11 protein-coding genes are annotated in these 15,600 nt (G+C 71.8%); 9 read left to right on the top strand and 2 right to left on the bottom strand.

What is annotated here, in order from left to right; translation table 11 throughout:
• Window positions 1-85 precede the first annotated feature (85 nt).
• From QQM67_RS25845 to QQM67_RS25815, 7 genes are all read left to right on the top strand, one after another.
• Entirely contained in the window at window positions 86-1,600 is a 1,515-nt protein-coding gene (locus QQM67_RS25845) for a gamma-aminobutyraldehyde dehydrogenase (protein WP_314176983.1), read from the top strand.
• A gap of 89 nt (window positions 1,601-1,689) precedes the next feature.
• Window positions 1,690-2,943: a polyamine ABC transporter substrate-binding protein gene (locus QQM67_RS25840; protein WP_314176981.1), complete on the top strand. Its 1,254-nt coding sequence runs from the start codon at window positions 1,690-1,692 to the stop codon at window positions 2,941-2,943.
• A gap of 18 nt (window positions 2,944-2,961) precedes the next feature.
• Window positions 2,962-4,131, top strand: a complete 1,170-nt coding sequence (locus QQM67_RS25835) for an ABC transporter ATP-binding protein (protein WP_314176979.1) — start codon at window positions 2,962-2,964, stop codon at window positions 4,129-4,131.
• The gene (locus tag QQM67_RS25830) at window positions 4,128-5,102 is read left to right on the top strand and encodes an ABC transporter permease (protein WP_314176977.1); all 975 of its coding nucleotides are present in this window, start codon (window positions 4,128-4,130) and stop codon (window positions 5,100-5,102) included. The genes QQM67_RS25835 and QQM67_RS25830 overlap by 4 nt, the downstream gene beginning before the upstream one ends.
• Window positions 5,102-5,998 (top strand): ABC transporter permease subunit, encoded by an 897-nt coding sequence (locus QQM67_RS25825; protein ID WP_399067619.1) that lies wholly within the window; start codon window positions 5,102-5,104, stop codon window positions 5,996-5,998. The genes QQM67_RS25830 and QQM67_RS25825 overlap by 1 nt, the downstream gene beginning before the upstream one ends.
• Before the next feature lie 104 nt (window positions 5,999-6,102).
• Entirely contained in the window at window positions 6,103-7,458 is a 1,356-nt protein-coding gene (locus QQM67_RS25820) for an NAD(P)/FAD-dependent oxidoreductase (protein WP_314177466.1), read from the top strand.
• A 454-nt stretch (window positions 7,459-7,912) separates the two neighbouring features.
• Window positions 7,913-8,638 carry a C39 family peptidase gene (locus tag QQM67_RS25815; protein WP_314176975.1) on the top strand — a complete coding sequence of 242 codons (726 nt, stop codon included), beginning with the start codon at window positions 7,913-7,915 and terminating at the stop codon, window positions 8,636-8,638.
• Between the two features lie 140 nt (window positions 8,639-8,778).
• Here the strand turns inward: QQM67_RS25815 and QQM67_RS25810 are convergent, their stop codons facing one another.
• Both QQM67_RS25810 and gabT read right to left on the bottom strand, forming a co-directional pair.
• Complete coding sequence (locus QQM67_RS25810) at window positions 8,779-9,387, bottom strand: phosphatase PAP2 family protein (protein ID WP_314176974.1); 609 nt, start codon at window positions 9,385-9,387, stop codon at window positions 8,779-8,781.
• 327 nt (window positions 9,388-9,714) lie between these two features.
• Entirely contained in the window at window positions 9,715-11,064 is a 1,350-nt protein-coding gene (gene gabT / locus QQM67_RS25805; protein WP_314177464.1) for a 4-aminobutyrate--2-oxoglutarate transaminase, read from the bottom strand.
• 321 nt (window positions 11,065-11,385) lie between these two features.
• On the opposite strand from gabT, the gene QQM67_RS25800 reads away from it, so the two are divergent.
• Together QQM67_RS25800 and QQM67_RS25795 are read left to right on the top strand one after the other, a co-directional pair.
• Window positions 11,386-13,644 carry an ATP-binding protein gene (locus QQM67_RS25800; RefSeq protein ID WP_314176971.1) on the top strand — a complete coding sequence of 753 codons (2,259 nt, stop codon included), beginning with the start codon at window positions 11,386-11,388 and terminating at the stop codon, window positions 13,642-13,644.
• A gap of 49 nt (window positions 13,645-13,693) precedes the next feature.
• Window positions 13,694-15,547, top strand: a complete 1,854-nt coding sequence (locus QQM67_RS25795; protein ID WP_314176969.1) for a PucR family transcriptional regulator — start codon at window positions 13,694-13,696, stop codon at window positions 15,545-15,547.
• Window positions 15,548-15,600 lie beyond the last annotated feature (53 nt).

The following is a 15,600-nucleotide window of genomic DNA, read 5'->3' as shown; positions in this document are numbered from 1 at the left end:
ACGGAATCCCTTGTTGAATCGGGACCGTCCTGTCAGGATCGGCGTCCAACACCAGCTGACGCCCCGCCGTAGGCAGGAGAGCCCGATGGTCCAGCGCTTCGATGTGTCCTCACGGTTCGCAGCGGGCGCGCAGTTCACCGGGGGACGGCTCGGATCCGGTGCCTCGGGACGGACCCATACCGTCCTGGACCCGGCCACGGGCGAGAGCGTCCTCGGCTACGAACTCGCATCTCCCGCCGACGTCGGCGCGGCCGTAGAGGCCGCCGGCCGCGCGCTGCCGGAGTGGGCGGGCGCCACCCCGGCCGAGCGCTCCGACGCGATGCACCGCTGGGCGGCCGTACTGCGGGAGCGCACCGGCGAGTTCGTGTACGCGGAGTCGCTCCAGTGCGGCAAGCCCCTGAAGCTCTCCGAGGAGTTCGACGTCCCGGGCTCCTTCGACAACGTCGCGTTCTTCGCCGGAGCGGCACGGCAGTTGCCGGGCGTCGCGGCGGCCGAGTACAGCGGGGACCACACCTCGTACGTGCGCCGTGAACCGCTCGGCGTCGTCGGCTCCATCGCGCCCTGGAACTACCCGCTCCAGATGGCCGCCTGGAAGATCCTCCCGGCCGTCGCCGCGGGCAACACGATCGTCCTCAAGCCCTCCGAACTCACCCCGCTGACCTCGCTGATGTTCGCCGAGGCGGCGTGCGAGGCAGGCATCCCGGACGGCGTCGTCAACATCGTCTCCGGTGCGGGCCCGGACGCCGGCGAGACGCTGGTGCGGCATCCGTCCGTCGCCATGACCTCCTTCACCGGATCGACCGCCGTCGGGAAGCGAGTCGCCGAGATCGCGACGAGCACCGTCAAGCGGCTGCATCTGGAGCTCGGCGGCAAGGCGCCGTTCGTCGTCTTCGACGACGCCGACCTGACGGCCGCCGTGCACGGTGCCGTGGCGGGCGCGCTGATCAACTCCGGCCAGGACTGCACCGCCGCGACCCGGGCGTACGTACAGCGCCCGCTGTACGACGAGTTCGTCAGCGGCGTCGCGGACCTGATGCGGGAGGTGCGGGTCGGCGACCCCTTCGCGCCGGGCACCGATCTGGGTCCCCTCGTCTCGCACGCGCACCGCGACCGCGTCGCCGGATTCGTGGAGCGGGCGCGCTCGTACGCGACCGTCGTCACCGGCGGCGAGGCGCCCGGCGGTGAACTCGCCAAGGGCGCCTACTATCTGCCCACCCTGGTCACGGACGCGCCGCAGGACAGCGAGATCGTCCAGCAGGAGGTCTTCGGACCGGTGCTGACCGTCCTGCCCTTCGACGCCGACGACCAGGGCATCGCACTGGCCAACGACACCCCGTACGGGCTGGCCGCCTCCGCGTGGAGCCGCGACGTCTTCCGTACGGGCAGCGCCGCGCGCCAGATCCGGGCGGGCTGCGTCTGGATCAACGACCACATCCCGATCATCAGCGAGATGCCGCACGGGGGCTACAAGGCCTCCGGCTACGGCAAGGACATGTCCGCCTACTCCTTCGAGGAGTACACACAGCTCAAGCACGTCATGCAGGACGTCACCGCACAACCCCGGAAGGACTGGCACCGCACGGTCTTCGGCGACCGCTGAGCCCGTCCGCGTCCGACGAGTCCCACCTCTCCACCCGACGCCTCCACCCGCACGTCCTTCCCCGTCCCTCAACCGGAAGGCAGCCCCCGATGGACCTGGACCCGCAGCTGTACGAAGGCCTGCCCGATCCCGTGCGCAAGGCCTGGGAACGGAGCCTGACCAGCGGCCGCGCGGCCATGAGCCGCCGCCGGCTGCTGAGCCTCGGCTCCCTGGCCCTGGGCGGCGCGGCGCTGACCGCGTGCGGCATCCCTCCCGCGGAGGGCGGGCGCGGCGGCAACGACCCCGAGGACACCCCCGACTACTCCAAGAAGGAGCGGGTCCTCAACTTCGCCAACTGGCCCCTCTACATCGACGTCGACGACAAGAACAAGAAGAAGCGCCCCACGCTCGACCGCTTCGCGAAGCAACAGGGCATCAAGGTCAAGTACGTCGAGGACATCAACGACAACAACGAGTTCTACGGCAAGATCAAGCCGCAGCTCGCCGCGGGCCAGGACACCGGACGCGACCTGGTCGTCCTCACTGACTGGATGGCCGGGCGACTGATCCGCCAGGGCTGGGCGCAGCGTCTGGACCCTGCTCGTATGCCCAACGCGGTGGCCAACCTGGAGGACCGCTTCCGTACGGCCGCGCAGGACCCGGGACGGCAGTACAGCTACCCGTGGGCGGGCATCGCCTGCGTCGTCGCGTACAACAAGAAGGCCACGGGTGGGAAGAAGGTCACCAGCGTCAGCCAGCTGCTGGAGGACGAGTCGCTCAAGGGCAAGGTGTCCATGCTCACCGAGATGACCGACACCGTCGGGATGACGATGCTGGACCTCGGCATCGATCCGGAGAAGTTCGACGGCGACGACTTCGACAGGGCCATCGCCCGGATACAGAAGGCCGTGGACCGTAAGCAGTTGCGACGCTTCAGCGGCAACGACTACATCGACGAGCTGAGTTCGGGCGACATCGCCGCATGTCTGGCCTGGGCGGGCGACATCGTGCAGCTGAAGCTCGACAACCCGGACATCGAGTTCGCCATCCCGGAGAGCGGCTACCGCTTCGCTACGGACGACCTGCTCGTACCCGCCAAGGCACGGCACCGGGCGAACGCCGAGGAGTTGATCAACTACTACTACGACCCCAAGGTGGCCGCAGAACTGACCGCCTGGGTCAATTACATCTGCCCGGTCTCCGGAGCCAAGGCCGAGATGGAGAAGATCGACAAGGACCTCGCAGAGGACACGCTGATCTTCCCCGATGCCAAGACCGCAGGGCGCGGAAAGGCCTTCCGGCCGATGTCCGACAAGGAACACGCCCGCTACGAGAACAAGTTCGCCAAGCTCATCGGCGCCTAGGCGAGGAAGACCAGAGACATGACGATCACGCTTTCCGGTGTCAGCAAGGTCTTCGGCGACTTCACCGCCGTACGCCCGCTGGACCTCACGATCCCCGAGGGCTCCTTCTTCGCCCTCCTCGGCGCCTCCGGATGCGGCAAGACCACGACTCTGCGCATGATCGCCGGACTTGAGGAGCCGACCGGCGGACGCATCCTGCTCGGCGACGAGGACATCACCGCGCTCCCGCCGCACAGGCGGCCCGTGAACACCGTCTTCCAGAACTACGCCCTCTTCCCGCACCTCGACGTCTCGGAGAACGTCGCCTTCGGGCTGCGCCGCCGCGGCGTCACATCCGTGCGCAAGCAGGTCGACGAGATGCTCGAACTCGTCGAGATGGGGCAGCTGTCGAAGCGCAAGCCGCGTCAGCTCTCCGGCGGGCAGCAGCAACGCGTCGCGCTCGCCCGCGCGTTGATCAACCGGCCGCAGGTGCTGCTGCTGGACGAGCCGCTCGGCGCGCTCGACCTCAAGCTGCGCCGGCAGATGCAGCTGGAGCTCAAGCGCATCCAGACCGAGGTGGGCATCACCTTCGTCCACGTCACGCACGACCAGGAGGAGGCCATGACGATGGCCGACACCGTGGCCGTCATGAACGCGGGACGGGTCGAGCAACTCGGCGCCCCCGACGAGCTGTACGAGCGCCCGCGCTCGACCTTCGTCGCCAACTTCCTCGGCACCTCCAACCTCATCGAGGCGGAGATCAGCGAGGCCGGGGCGGACGAACTGGTGCTGAAGGCCGCCGGCTCCGACACCGTGCTGCGGCTGCCCACCGAGCGGTGCGCGGTGCCGGATCCGCAGGCGGGGGGCAAGGTGCTCGTCGGCGTACGTCCCGAGAAGATCTCGCTCAGGCACGCCGACGACCCGGGCGAGAACGGCGACGGGTCCACGCGCGGGAGCGCGGGCGCGGGCGGCGGCCCGGACAACCGGCTCACCGGCCGCATACGCGACGCGGGCTACCTCGGCGTCTCCCTCCAGTACGTGGTCGACAGCCCCGTCTGCCCCGAGTTCAGCGTCTACGAACAGAACGTCGAGCGCGACGCGCGGCTGACGCCCGGCGCCGAGGTCGTACTGCACTGGCGCCCCGCGCACACGTTCGCGCTGGACGCCGCCCAGGACGCCGACGCCGGCACGGTGGAGGAGGCGCTGTGACCGCCCCGGCAGCTACGGCCTCCGCGGGCGCCCCGACGCCGCCCGGGTCCGCCGGACCGCTCGGATCCGCCGGGACTCCGGACGGCGCGGCCGGTGCGGCGGCACGGCCCCGGCGCCGGCTCACGCCGTACTGGCTGCTGCTTCCGGCGGGGCTCTGGCTGGCCGTCTTCTTCGTCGCGCCGTTCTTCTACCAGGCGTCGACGTCCGTGCAGAGCGGGTCCCTGGAGGAGGGCTTCCGGGTCACCTGGGACTTCACCAACTACACGGACGCGCTGGCGACTTACGGTCCGCACTTCGTGCGCTCGTTCCTCTACGCGGCCACCGCCACGCTGCTGTGCCTGCTCATCGGCTACCCCCTCGCGTACATGATCGCCTTCCGTGCGGGGCGGTGGCGCGGGCTGCTGCTGGTGATGGTGATCGCGCCCTTCTTCACCAGCTTCCTGATCCGCACGCTCGCCTGGAAGACGATCCTCTCGGACGCGGGGCCCGTCGTCGGCGTACTGAAGTCGGTGCATCTCCTGGACGTCACCAGCCAGTTGGGCCTGACCGGGGACGAGAGGCTGCTGGCGACGCCGCTGGCAGTCGTGTGCGGACTGACGTACAACTTCCTGCCTTTCATGATCCTTCCGCTCTACAGCTCGCTGGAGCGGATCGACCTCTCGCTGCACGAGGCGGCACGCGACCTGTACGCGAAGCCCGCGACCGTCTTCCGCAAGGTGACGTTCCCGCTGTCGCTGCCGGGCGTCGTCGCCGGCACCCTGCTGACCTTCATCCCCGCCTCGGGCGACTACATCAACGCGCAGCTGCTCGGCTCCCCGAACACGCAGATGGTCGGGAACGCCATCCAGAAGCAGTTCCTCAACGTCCTCGACTATCCGGCCGCGGCCGCCATGTCGTTCATCCTCATGGCGATCATCCTGATCGTGGTCACCGTCTACATGCGCAAGGCCGGAACGGAGGAACTCGTGTGATGGCTTCCCCGACGCGCACCGACACCCCGGCCGGGACCGCCGCGGACCGGCCCGCGGGTCCGTCCGCGCCCTCGCCCCTCGCACCGTCCCCGGTGCTCGCACCGCTGCGCTGGCTGCGCCGGAACGCCGTCGTCCTCGTGGGCGCGGCCTCCCTGGTGTATCTGCTGCTGCCCAACGTCGTGGTGATGCTCTTCTCCTTCAACAAGCCCGCCGGGCGCTTCAATTACGAGTGGCGCAGCTTCTCGACCGACGCCTGGACGGATCCGTGCGGCGTCGCGGACATGTGCGGGTCGCTCGGGCTGAGCCTTCAGATCGCCGTGCTGGCCACGGTGTTCGCGACGGCCTTCGGCACGTTCGCGGCGTTCGCTCTCGCCCGCTACCGCTTCCGTGGCAAGGGCACGGGCAATGCGCTGATCTTCCTGCCGATGGCCATGCCGGAGGTCGTCATGGGCGCCTCGCTCGGCACGCTCTTCCTCAACACCCGGGTCGCCTTCGGCTTCGTCACGATCCTGATCGCGCACATCATGTTCTGCCTGAGCTTCGTGGTCGTCGCCGTGAAGGCACGGGTGATGAGCATGGACCCGCGGCTGGAGGAGGCGGCACGCGATCTGTACGCGGGGCCGTTCCAGACGTTCGTACGGGTCACGCTGCCGCTCGCCGCCCCCGGCATCGCGGCCGGAGCGATGCTCAGCTTCGCGCTCTCCTTCGACGACTTCATCATCACGCAGTTCAACGCGGGCCCCTCGACGGTGACTTTCCCGATGTTCGTCTGGGGAGCGGCACAGCGCGGCGTCCCGGTGCAGGTGAACGTCATCGGCACGGCCATGTTCCTGATCGCGGTCGCGATCGTGCTCGGCGGCCAGATCGCGGCGGGCCGGCGCCGGAGGCAGGGGTGACCGCGGGGGACGAGGGAGCCGGGGCCAGAGCCGGGTCCGCGGAGCCGGATGCCGAGGTCGAGGCCGTACGGTCCCTCGCGGGTGCGCGTCCCGTCCCCTTCTGGCTGGACGATCCGGAGCACCGGCCCGAAGCGGTGCCCGCCCTCGCCGGCGAGACGAAGTGCGATCTGCTCGTCGTGGGCGGCGGCTACAGCGGACTGTGGACGGCGCTCATCGCCAAGGAACGCGACCCGTCCCAGGACGTGGTGCTGCTGGAGGGCAAGGAGACCGGCTGGGCCGCCTCCGGCCGCAACGGCGGATTCTGCGACGCCTCCCTCACCCACGGCTTCGCGAACGGGCTCGCCCGCTGGCCCGAGGAGGTCGAGAAGCTGGAGCGCCTCGGCCTGGCCAATCTGGACGCCATCGAGGGAGCCGTCCGCCGCCACGGCATCGACTGCGACTTCGAACGCACCGGTGAGATCGACCTGGCGACCGAGCCGCACCAGGTCGCCGAGCTGCGCGAATACGCCGACCAGGCGCGGCGGCACGGGGCCGGCGGCCGCGTGACCTTCCTGGACCGCGCGGCAGTACGGGAGCAGATCGACTCCCCGGCCTTCCTCGCGGGCCTGTGGTTCCGCGACAGCGTGGCCATGCTCAACCCCGCGAAGCTCGCCTGGGGACTCAAGCGCGCGTGCCTGGACGCGGGCGTGCGCATCTACGAGTACACGCCGGCCCGCGGCCTGACGGCCGACGCGCGCGTGGTCACCGTCGGCACCCCCTACGGCCGCGTCCGCGCCCGGCAGGCCGCCCTCGCGACCAATGCCTTCCCCTCGCTGCTGCGGCGGCTGCGGGCGTACATCGTCCCCGTGTACGACTACGCGCTGATGACCGAGCCGCTGGACGAGCGGCAGCGCGCGGCCGTGGGCTGGGCCGGACGGCAGGGCCTCTCGGACAGCGCCAACCACTTCCACTACTTCCGGCTCACCGCCGACGACCGCATCCTGTGGGGCGGCTACGACGTCCTCTACCACTACGGCAGCAGGATCGCCGCCGAGTACGACCAGCGGCCCGAGACGTTCCGCAAGCTGGCGGGCCATTTCTTCGACACGTTCCCGCAGTTGAGGGGCCTGGGCTTCAGCCACGCGTGGGGCGGCGTCATCGACACGTGCTCCCGCTTCTCGCCCTTCTTCGGTACGGCGCACGGCGGACGCGTCGCCTACGCCGCCGGCTACACCGGGCTCGGCGTCGGCGCGACCCGCTTCGGCGCCGAGGTGATGCTCGATCTGCTCGGCGGAGTCCCCACGGAGCGTACGGAGCTGGAACTGGTGCGCAAGAAGCCGCTGCCGTTCCCGCCGGAGCCGGTGCGCTGGGCCGGGATCGCGCTGACGCAGTGGTCGCTGGCCCGCGCGGACGCGCGGAGCGGCCGCCGCAACCTGTGGCTGAAGGCGATGGACGCGACGGGCATGGGCATCGACAGCTGACGGGCGGTACGCGACCGGCGAGCGCGATCCGCGCCACGTCTGCGCACCCGGCTCAGGGCTCCCTCGGGCGGTTTGGCCGCCCCGAGCCGCCGCGCTGCGCCGCCCGACCCTTCCCCGAGTGAGGCCGAACGCTGCCCGGCGGCGGTGGTGCTGGCCGGCCTCCCGGCGTGGCGGCCCGGTCGGCGCGGCACCCTTTTCCGCCGCCACGGCGGGTGGCCACGACCGCGTGGGTCCGTCGGTGAGCAGACGGCCGTGAGGCTCCGGCCGCTGCAGACGGTCGCGACCCGGTCCCGGCACGTTCCACAAGGGGCCCGGACGACGCCCGGCGCGCCGCGCGGGCCGCCCCGCGCCCGTCGTCACTGGTGGGGCCGCTGAAACATGTGTAGACCTCTGCCCTGCCGTGGGCCCTCGGTGGCATGCTCCCCTCAACTACCCCCCACCGAGGAGCAACTGAATGCGTATCAGGTCCGGATCCAGAGCCAGATCCGTGGCGGTGACCGTGGCGCTGACGGCCACCGGGCTGCTGGCCGCCCCCGGAATGGCTGTCGCAGACGACGGCCACACGGCCGCGGTCTCGCGGGTCGCCGCCGAGCCGGGAGCGTCGGCGGCCCCCGTCGAGGTGAGCCGGGACGGCTCCCACGTGCACACGAAGGCGAGCGACGCCAAGGCCTCCAAGACCCTCGAAGTGGACTACCAGGTCCAGGAGACCGGCTACTGGTGCGGCCCAGCCGCGACCCGTATCGCGCTCTCCGCGCGCGTCGCGCCGCCCAGCCAGGCCGATCTGGCCGCGCAGCTGGGCACGACGGAGAACGGCACCGACGACATCAGCCAGGTCACCGGCGTACTCAACGCCAACCTCGGCGGCAGCGACTACGAGTCGAAGTACATGCCCGAGGACCCGCCCTCGCAGGAGCAGAAGGACCAGCTGTGGAAGGACGTCGTCGGAGGCATCGACGCCGACTTCCCGCTCGTCACCAACATCGTCGCGCCGCCCGGAAACCAGCCCCCCGGCTATCCCCCGGACCAGACGATCTACCACTACTTCACGGTCATCGGCTACGACGACGCCAACAAGACCGTGCTGATAGCCGACCCGGCCTCCTTCTCCGGCAACCAGATCTACTGGCTCCCCTTCGAGCAGCTCGCCTCCCTCATCCCGCCGAAGGGCTACGCGGCCTGACGCCGTGACGCCCCGCCCCCTCCGTACGCCGGGCCGGCCCCTCCCGCCGCCGGCCGCTCAGCCCCCTTGCGGCCGCGGTAGTCCGGCCCGGCGTACGGTCTGCGCCGCGGCGGCTCCAACGCCCCCGCCCCGTACGTCCGTTATGGCGAGGACGAGGAAGAGGACGGCGGCGACGGCGAGGATGAAGGCGACGGCTGGCGGAGCCCGCGCAGTGTGACGGCGGTCGCCGACGTGAGCAGCACCCAGCTCAGGCACCAGCTGGCCAGCACGTCCAGCGGCCAGTGGTAACCCCGCCACAGCAGGCCCGCGCTGCATGCCACGGTCAGCAGCGCGGCCGTGGCCGGCAGCGGCCAGTACGGGCGCCGTCCGACCGTCATGGAGAACAGCAGCGCCGCACCGCCGAACGCGACGGCGGCCGTGGCGGTGTGGCCCGACGGGTAGTAGTTGGTGCCGCCCGGCGGACCGGGCCTGCCCAGCCACACCTTCACGAGCGTGACGGCGAGGGCCGCTCCCGCCAGCGCCAGCGCCGCGCACAGCGGTGGCAGCCAGCGGCGCCGGCCTCCGGTGACGACGGCGTACGTCATGGCCGCGGCCAGCACGGGCACGCCGACGGCCGGGTTGCCCAGATCCGCGCAGGCCTCGGCGACCGCGTCCGGCGGGGAGGCGCGCTGCATCCAGCCGCCGAGCCACATGTCGATCCGTACGAGCGGCCCGTCGACGGCGACCTGCCAGGTGACGAGCGCGAACACCGCGCAGCACAGCGCGCAGAGAGTCAGATGAAAGGCCGACCGCCCCGGAACAGGGGGGAGAGTTCCGGAGCGGCCGTATCGACCGGCATTCCGCGAGCCCCGGGGGGTGTGGAGCGGGCGGTCCCCCGATCGGTGAGGAGCGTGCGCCAGGGCACGACCGGGCCTGTCTTGGGGAGAGACGGGCTCGGGCCGGGAGTCCGGAGTGGAGTTCCGAAGTACCCGATTACTGAAACCGTACGGCAGGTCAGGAGGGCCGGACAGCCGGATTACGTACCGGCCATCGGCCTCCCACACATTCTTCACGCTCAACGGTTTCCGCACGGCGCTTCACAGTCCGGCGAGGGCGCCTTCCAGCACGTCCAGGCCCTCGTCCAGCAGGTCCTCGCCGATCACCATGGGGGGCAGGAAGCGCATCACGTTGCCGTACGTGCCGGTGGTCAGCACCAGCAGACCGTTCTCGTGGCACGCCTTGGCGAGGGCCGCGGTGGTCTGCGGGTCCGGCTCCTTGCCGCCGGGCTTGACGAGCTCGATCGCCAGCATGGCGCCGCGCCCGCGAACGTCGCCGATGACGTCGTACTGCTCCGCCAGCTTCCGCAGCCGCGGCTTCATGATCTCCTCGATGCGCTTCGCCCTGGCGGGCAGGTCCAGCTCGCGCATCGTCTCGATGGAGCCGAGCGCGGCGGCGCAGGCCACGGGGTTGCCGCCGTAGGTGCCGCCGAGGCCGCCCACGTGCGGGGCGTCCATGATGTCGGCGCGGCCGGTGACGGCGGCCAGCGGCATGCCGCCGGCGATGCCCTTCGCGGTCGTGATCAGGTCCGGGACGATGCCCTCGTCCTCGCACGCGAACCACTGGCCCGTACGGCAGAAGCCGGACTGGATCTCGTCCGCGACGAAGACGATGCCGTTCTCCTTCGCGAACTGCGCGAGGCGCGGCAGGAAGCCCTTGGCGGGCTCGATGAATCCGCCCTCGCCGAGCACCGGCTCGATCAGGATCGCCGCCACGTTCTCCGCGCCGACCTGCTTGCTGATCTGGTCGATGGCCTGGGCCGCGGCCTCCTCGGCGCAGTTGTCGGGGCCGGTCAGCCAGCGGAAGGGATAGGCGACGGGCACCCGGTACACCTCGGGGGCGAACGGGCCGAAGCTGTGCTTGTACGGCATGTTCTTCGACGTCAGCGCCATCGTGAGGTTCGTACGGCCGTGGTAGCCGTGGTCGAAGACGACGACGGCCTGGCGGCGGGTGTACGCACGCGCGATCTTCACGGCGTTCTCCACGGCCTCGGCCCCGGAGTTGAAGAGCGCGCTCTTCTTGTCGTGGTCGCCGGGCGTGAGCCGCGCGAGCTCCTCGCAGACCTCGACGTAGGGCTCGTACGGCGTCACCATCACGCAGGTGTGCGTGTACTGGGCGAGCTGCGCGGACGCCCGGCGCACCACCGCGTCGGCGCTGTTGCCCACGCCCGTCACGGCGATGCCGGAGCCGAAGTCGATGAAGGAGTTGCCGTCGACGTCCTCGAGGACGCCGCCGCCCGCGCGCTTGGCGAACACGGGCATCACGGTGCCGATGCCGTCGGCGACCGCGGCCTTCTTGCGGGCCATCAGCTCCTGGGACTTCGGCCCCGGGACGGACGTGACGACGCGGCGCTCCTGGGGGAGGGCAGGGCCACCGGACAGTTCCGTCATCGTGCTCATAGCGCTCTCTCTCAGGACGAAGGGGGTCTGCACGTCCCTCGCAGGCTAGAGGCCTGGGGGAGGGCGGGACATGCACCGGTGCGGAGAAGTCCCCGTGTCGTGTTGGCCGCCAAGGCTATAGGCACGAGAGGGCCTCGCGAGGGTGCCGCGTGCACGGCACCGCGGCGCCCTCAAGGTGCCCTCCCGATCGCGCTCCATGGGCCAACTCCCTCCCCCGGCGGCTAGATTGGGACCGGGAGCTGGAACGCAGAGCGAGCGCGCCCGCGGCCGATGGCCGGGGGCGTACGGGCCGGGCAAGGGTAGAGGCAGCGAATGGACATGGAGTCTCCGCGCCGGGGGCAGAGCGCGGACAGCGCACAGGGGTCGCCGGGGGAGCAGGGCGGGGGGCTGCCCGTGCAGGGGAGCGCGCAGGACCGGCGGATCTCCGGCCCGCCTCCCGTGGAGCAGGCGCCGCCGCGTTCGCAGGGCGGATCCCGCAAGCCCGCGCAGGCACCGCGCAGCGCCGTACCACCGGAGCCCTCGCACGCACCGGGTCCGGACTCCCGGCTCGCCGACTGGCTGCGCATGCCCCGGCCCGAGGCCGAGCCGGGGATCTGGCGGTACGGCCACAAGGTGCGGCCGCCTGAGGACCCGGACCGCGTCGGCGACCGGCAGCTGCTGGGCGGAGCGCTTCTCGCCCTGCTGGTGGCGGTCTTCGTGTGGTCGATGTTCGCCAACAAGTACCCCCCGGTCTTCGACTGGATCTACGGAGTCTTCCCGGAGTCGTGGGCGTGGGGCGGAGAGTCCGAGTCCGCGCTCGGGGCGTTCTTCTTCAACTACGTGATCGTGTACGGGATCGTCCTCACCCCGCTCCTCTACATCGCCGGTCGTGCCGGCAGGTGGCCGGAGGTCTGGCGACGCTACGTCGGCGGGCGCTCCGGCACGCGGCCCGGGGCACGGGCGGCAGACCTCGCGAACAGGCGGGTTGTTGCGGAGAAGGCCGATGCGGCCGGTTCCGGCGACCCCGTCTCCTGGCCCGAGGTCCGGGACGCCGGCGAGCACGCCGCCGCGGACGCGCTCGCTGCCGAGGTGAGCTCCGGCCGCATGAACGACGTCGACTACGCGCGGATCTCGAAGGAATGGCAGGCCGTGCGCGCCCAGCCCGCCCGGCGTCCTTCGTTCACGGCAGAGGTCCTCGACCGCGCGGCAGCCGCTTTCGCCCACCCCTCGGGCGCCCGTGACCTCCCGGCCCGGACGGCGCGGCACGATCTCCTCACCGGCCAGGTGCGGTTGGGCTCCGCACCGGACGTCGAGCGGAACCCGTACCGCTACCGCGGGACCGCCCTCGCCCTCGCGCCGGAGCTTCTCAGTACGTCGCTGCTCGTCGTGGGCCCCTCTGCCGCGGGGAAGACCAGCAAGGTCGCGCGCCCCGTGGTGGAGACCCTCGCACTCCAAGCGCTCGTCGGACGCACCGCCGTGGTCGCGGTCGGGCCGCCCGGAGCGGGGCTCGGACCGGAGTCGGCCTTCGACGTGGTGATCAAGCTGGGGAGCCCGGACTCCGCTCACGACCTGGATCTCTACAGCGGCACCACCGACCCCGACGAGGCCGCCGCCGTCCTGGCCGAGGCCCTGGTCGGCGACGACCCCCAGGCCGATCCCCGCCGCGCGGCCACGGTGCTGGCCCAGCTCATCGGTCCCTACCGCGCAGCCCACGGACGCTTCCCGTCCGTCCCCGCGCTCCGCGAACTGCTCGACGGTGTGCCCGTGGCGCTCGCCGCGCTGCGCGAGGCGTGCAAGGAGGCGGGCCCGCACACGGCGGGCACCGCACTGCGCGAACTGGACGCGCGGGAACGGCAGTCGAGCCGCGAGGACGATCCCGGACGCCTTCTCGCCGATCGCGTCGCCGTCCTGGACCGTCCCGCCTTCGCCGGCTTCTTCGACACGGCCGCCGACGCCCGTCCGTTCTCGATGCGGGCGCTCGAACACGCGGTCCGCGTCCGCATCGATCTCCCCGAGAGGGGGCACGCGGAGGCGTCCAGGCTGCTGAGCCGCCTGCTGCTCGCGCAGTTCTCGGCCTGCGCGGTCGCGCGCGCCGACAGTTCCCGCTTCGCCTGCCTGGTCCTGGACGACGCCACGCACACCCTCACCCCTGCCTCCGTACGCGAGATACAGCGGCTCCGCACGGCGAACGCCGGTGTCGTACTGGGGCTGCGTTCCCTCGCCGACGTGCCCGAGCATCTGCGGTCCGCCGCTCTCGGGGCGGTCGGCTGCCGCGTGGTTCTCTCCGGGGTCAACACCTGGGACGGCGAGGTCTTCGCACAGGCCTGGGGCCGGGAGTGGGTGCAGACCGAGGACGTCACGCACGCACCGGACTTCCACGGCGGCCTTCTCACCCGCTGGGTGCGCGGCATCCGCACCCTGTTCACCGGAGTACGGGCCACCACCCGCTCCGTGACCGTACGCCGCGTCCAGCGCGAGCGCTGGTCCGCCTCCGATCTGGCGAACGATCTCCCGCCCGGGCACGCGGTGTTGTCGCTGACGACTGTCCGTGGAGAGCGCACGCCGCCGATCCTGGCGGAGCTGGGGGAGTGAGTTCGGGAATGACCGAAATGAGACGGGCGCCTGTACGGTGAGGCTTGTTATGGCTCCGACTCTCGCCTCGCTCGTACAGCACTCCGCGCTCCGGCTGGCCGTACTCACCGGGCAGGACAGGCTGGACACGGACGTGCGCTGGGCGCACGCGAGCGAGCTGGCGGACCCGACTCCGTATCTGGACGGCGGTGAACTCCTCCTCGTCACGGCCCTGAAGCTGGACGCCGAGGACCCGGAGGCCATGCGCGCCTACGTACGGCGCCTGACCGAAAAGGGCGTGGTCGGCCTCGGCTTCGCGGCGGGGGTCAACTACGAGAAGGTGCCGGAGGCGCTCGTCGAGGCGTGCCGCGAGGTCGACTTGCCGCTCCTCGAAGTCCCGCGCCGTACACCGTTCATCGCGATCAGCAAGGCGGTCTCCGCCGCGATAGCGGCCGAGCAGTACCGGGCCGTCACGGCCGGGTTCGAGGCGCAGCGCGAGATGACGCGCGCGGCCCTGTCGCAGGAGGGCCCCTCGGCGCTGCTCACCAAACTCGCCTCGGAGGTGGCCGGTTGGGCCGCGCTGTACGACGCCTCCGGTGCCATGGTCGCCACCGCGCCGGCATGGGCCGTGCGCCGGGCCGCCCGCTTCCGCGCCGACGCCGAACGGCTCCGCGACAGGCCGGCTCCGGCGAGCGCGGTCGTCAGCGGTTCGGAGGCCGGCGACGACCGCGTCGAGTTGCAGTCGGTCGGCAGCGGCCGCCGCGCGAAGGCGGTGCTCGCCGTCGGCACGGCGGCCCCTCTCGGCACCGCGGAGCGCTACGCGGTGCACTCCGCGATCGCCCTGCTGACCCTGACGATGGAGCGGTCGCGCGCGTTGCAGGAGGCCGAACAGCGCCTGGGCGCCGCGGTGATGAGGATGCTGCTCTCCGGCGAGCCCGACCACGCCCGCGCCGTCGCCGGCGGTCTGTACGGCGGGCTGCTGGACGCTCCGATGCGTGTGCTCGTGGCGGAGCCGGCCGGGGGCCCGGCGTCACGCGTGCGCGGCAGCGCGCCGAACGGCCAGCCGGCGGTGAACGGGAAGGGCCCGGCGCCCGGAGGCTGGGGGCACCCCCAGGCCGGAAGATCTGGGGGAGGCACCGGACCGGGCACCGGGCCTGACACGGCAGGGGGCGCAGGACCCCTCGCAGGACCTCCCGTGGTCACCGCGGGCGCCAACCTCCCGGTCGTGACCGTCACCGACGGCTCGACCATGTCCCTGCCCGCTCCCGAGGGGCTCGTCGAGGATCTTCCCGGGCCCCTCGAACAGCTCGCCGACCTCGTCGAGACGGCCGCGGCACGCAACGGCGAGGCCGTCCTCGTCGTGCCGGACGGCGACCGTCTCGTGGTGCTCGCCTCCGACGGCGGTGCCGCCGCCGCAGCGTGTGCGCAGCACGCCGCGGCCATCGCGGAGGCAGTCGAGGCGTCCGGCTCAGGCGGCGTCCGCCAGTCCGCGTCGCTTCCGGACGACGCCCTCGTCATCGGGGTCTCCGCGCCGGCCGGTCTGGCGTCCGCCGCCGTGGCGTTCAAGCAGGCCGGTCAGGCGCTGTCGGTGGCCCGGCGCCGCGGCACACCGCTGGTCGAGCACGAGGACGTGGCCGCCGGCTCCGTGCTGCCCCTCCTCGCCGACGACGCCGTACGTGCCTTCGCGGACGGCCTGCTCCGCTCGCTCCGCGAGCACGACGCCAACGGCAGGGGCGACCTCGTCGCGTCGCTGCGCGCGTGGCTCTCCCGGCACGGCCAGTGGGACGCGGCCGCCGCGGACCTGGGCGTGCACCGGCACACGCTGCGCTACCGGATGCGCCGCGTCGAGGAGATCCTGGGCCGCTCGCTCGACGATCCGGACGTACGCATGGAGCTGTGGCTCGCGCTGAAGGCGACGGGCTGAGGCCGGAGAGCGCCCCGCCGGGCGCGGGCCCGTGAACGACGCCAGGTGTCCGT

This window comes from Streptomyces winkii, from assembly GCF_032248595.1.
Taxonomy (GTDB): domain Bacteria; phylum Actinomycetota; class Actinomycetes; order Streptomycetales; family Streptomycetaceae; genus Streptomyces; species Streptomyces winkii.
Note: the sequence above shows the minus strand (reverse complement) of the source record. Positions and strands in the feature narration are given on the sequence as shown.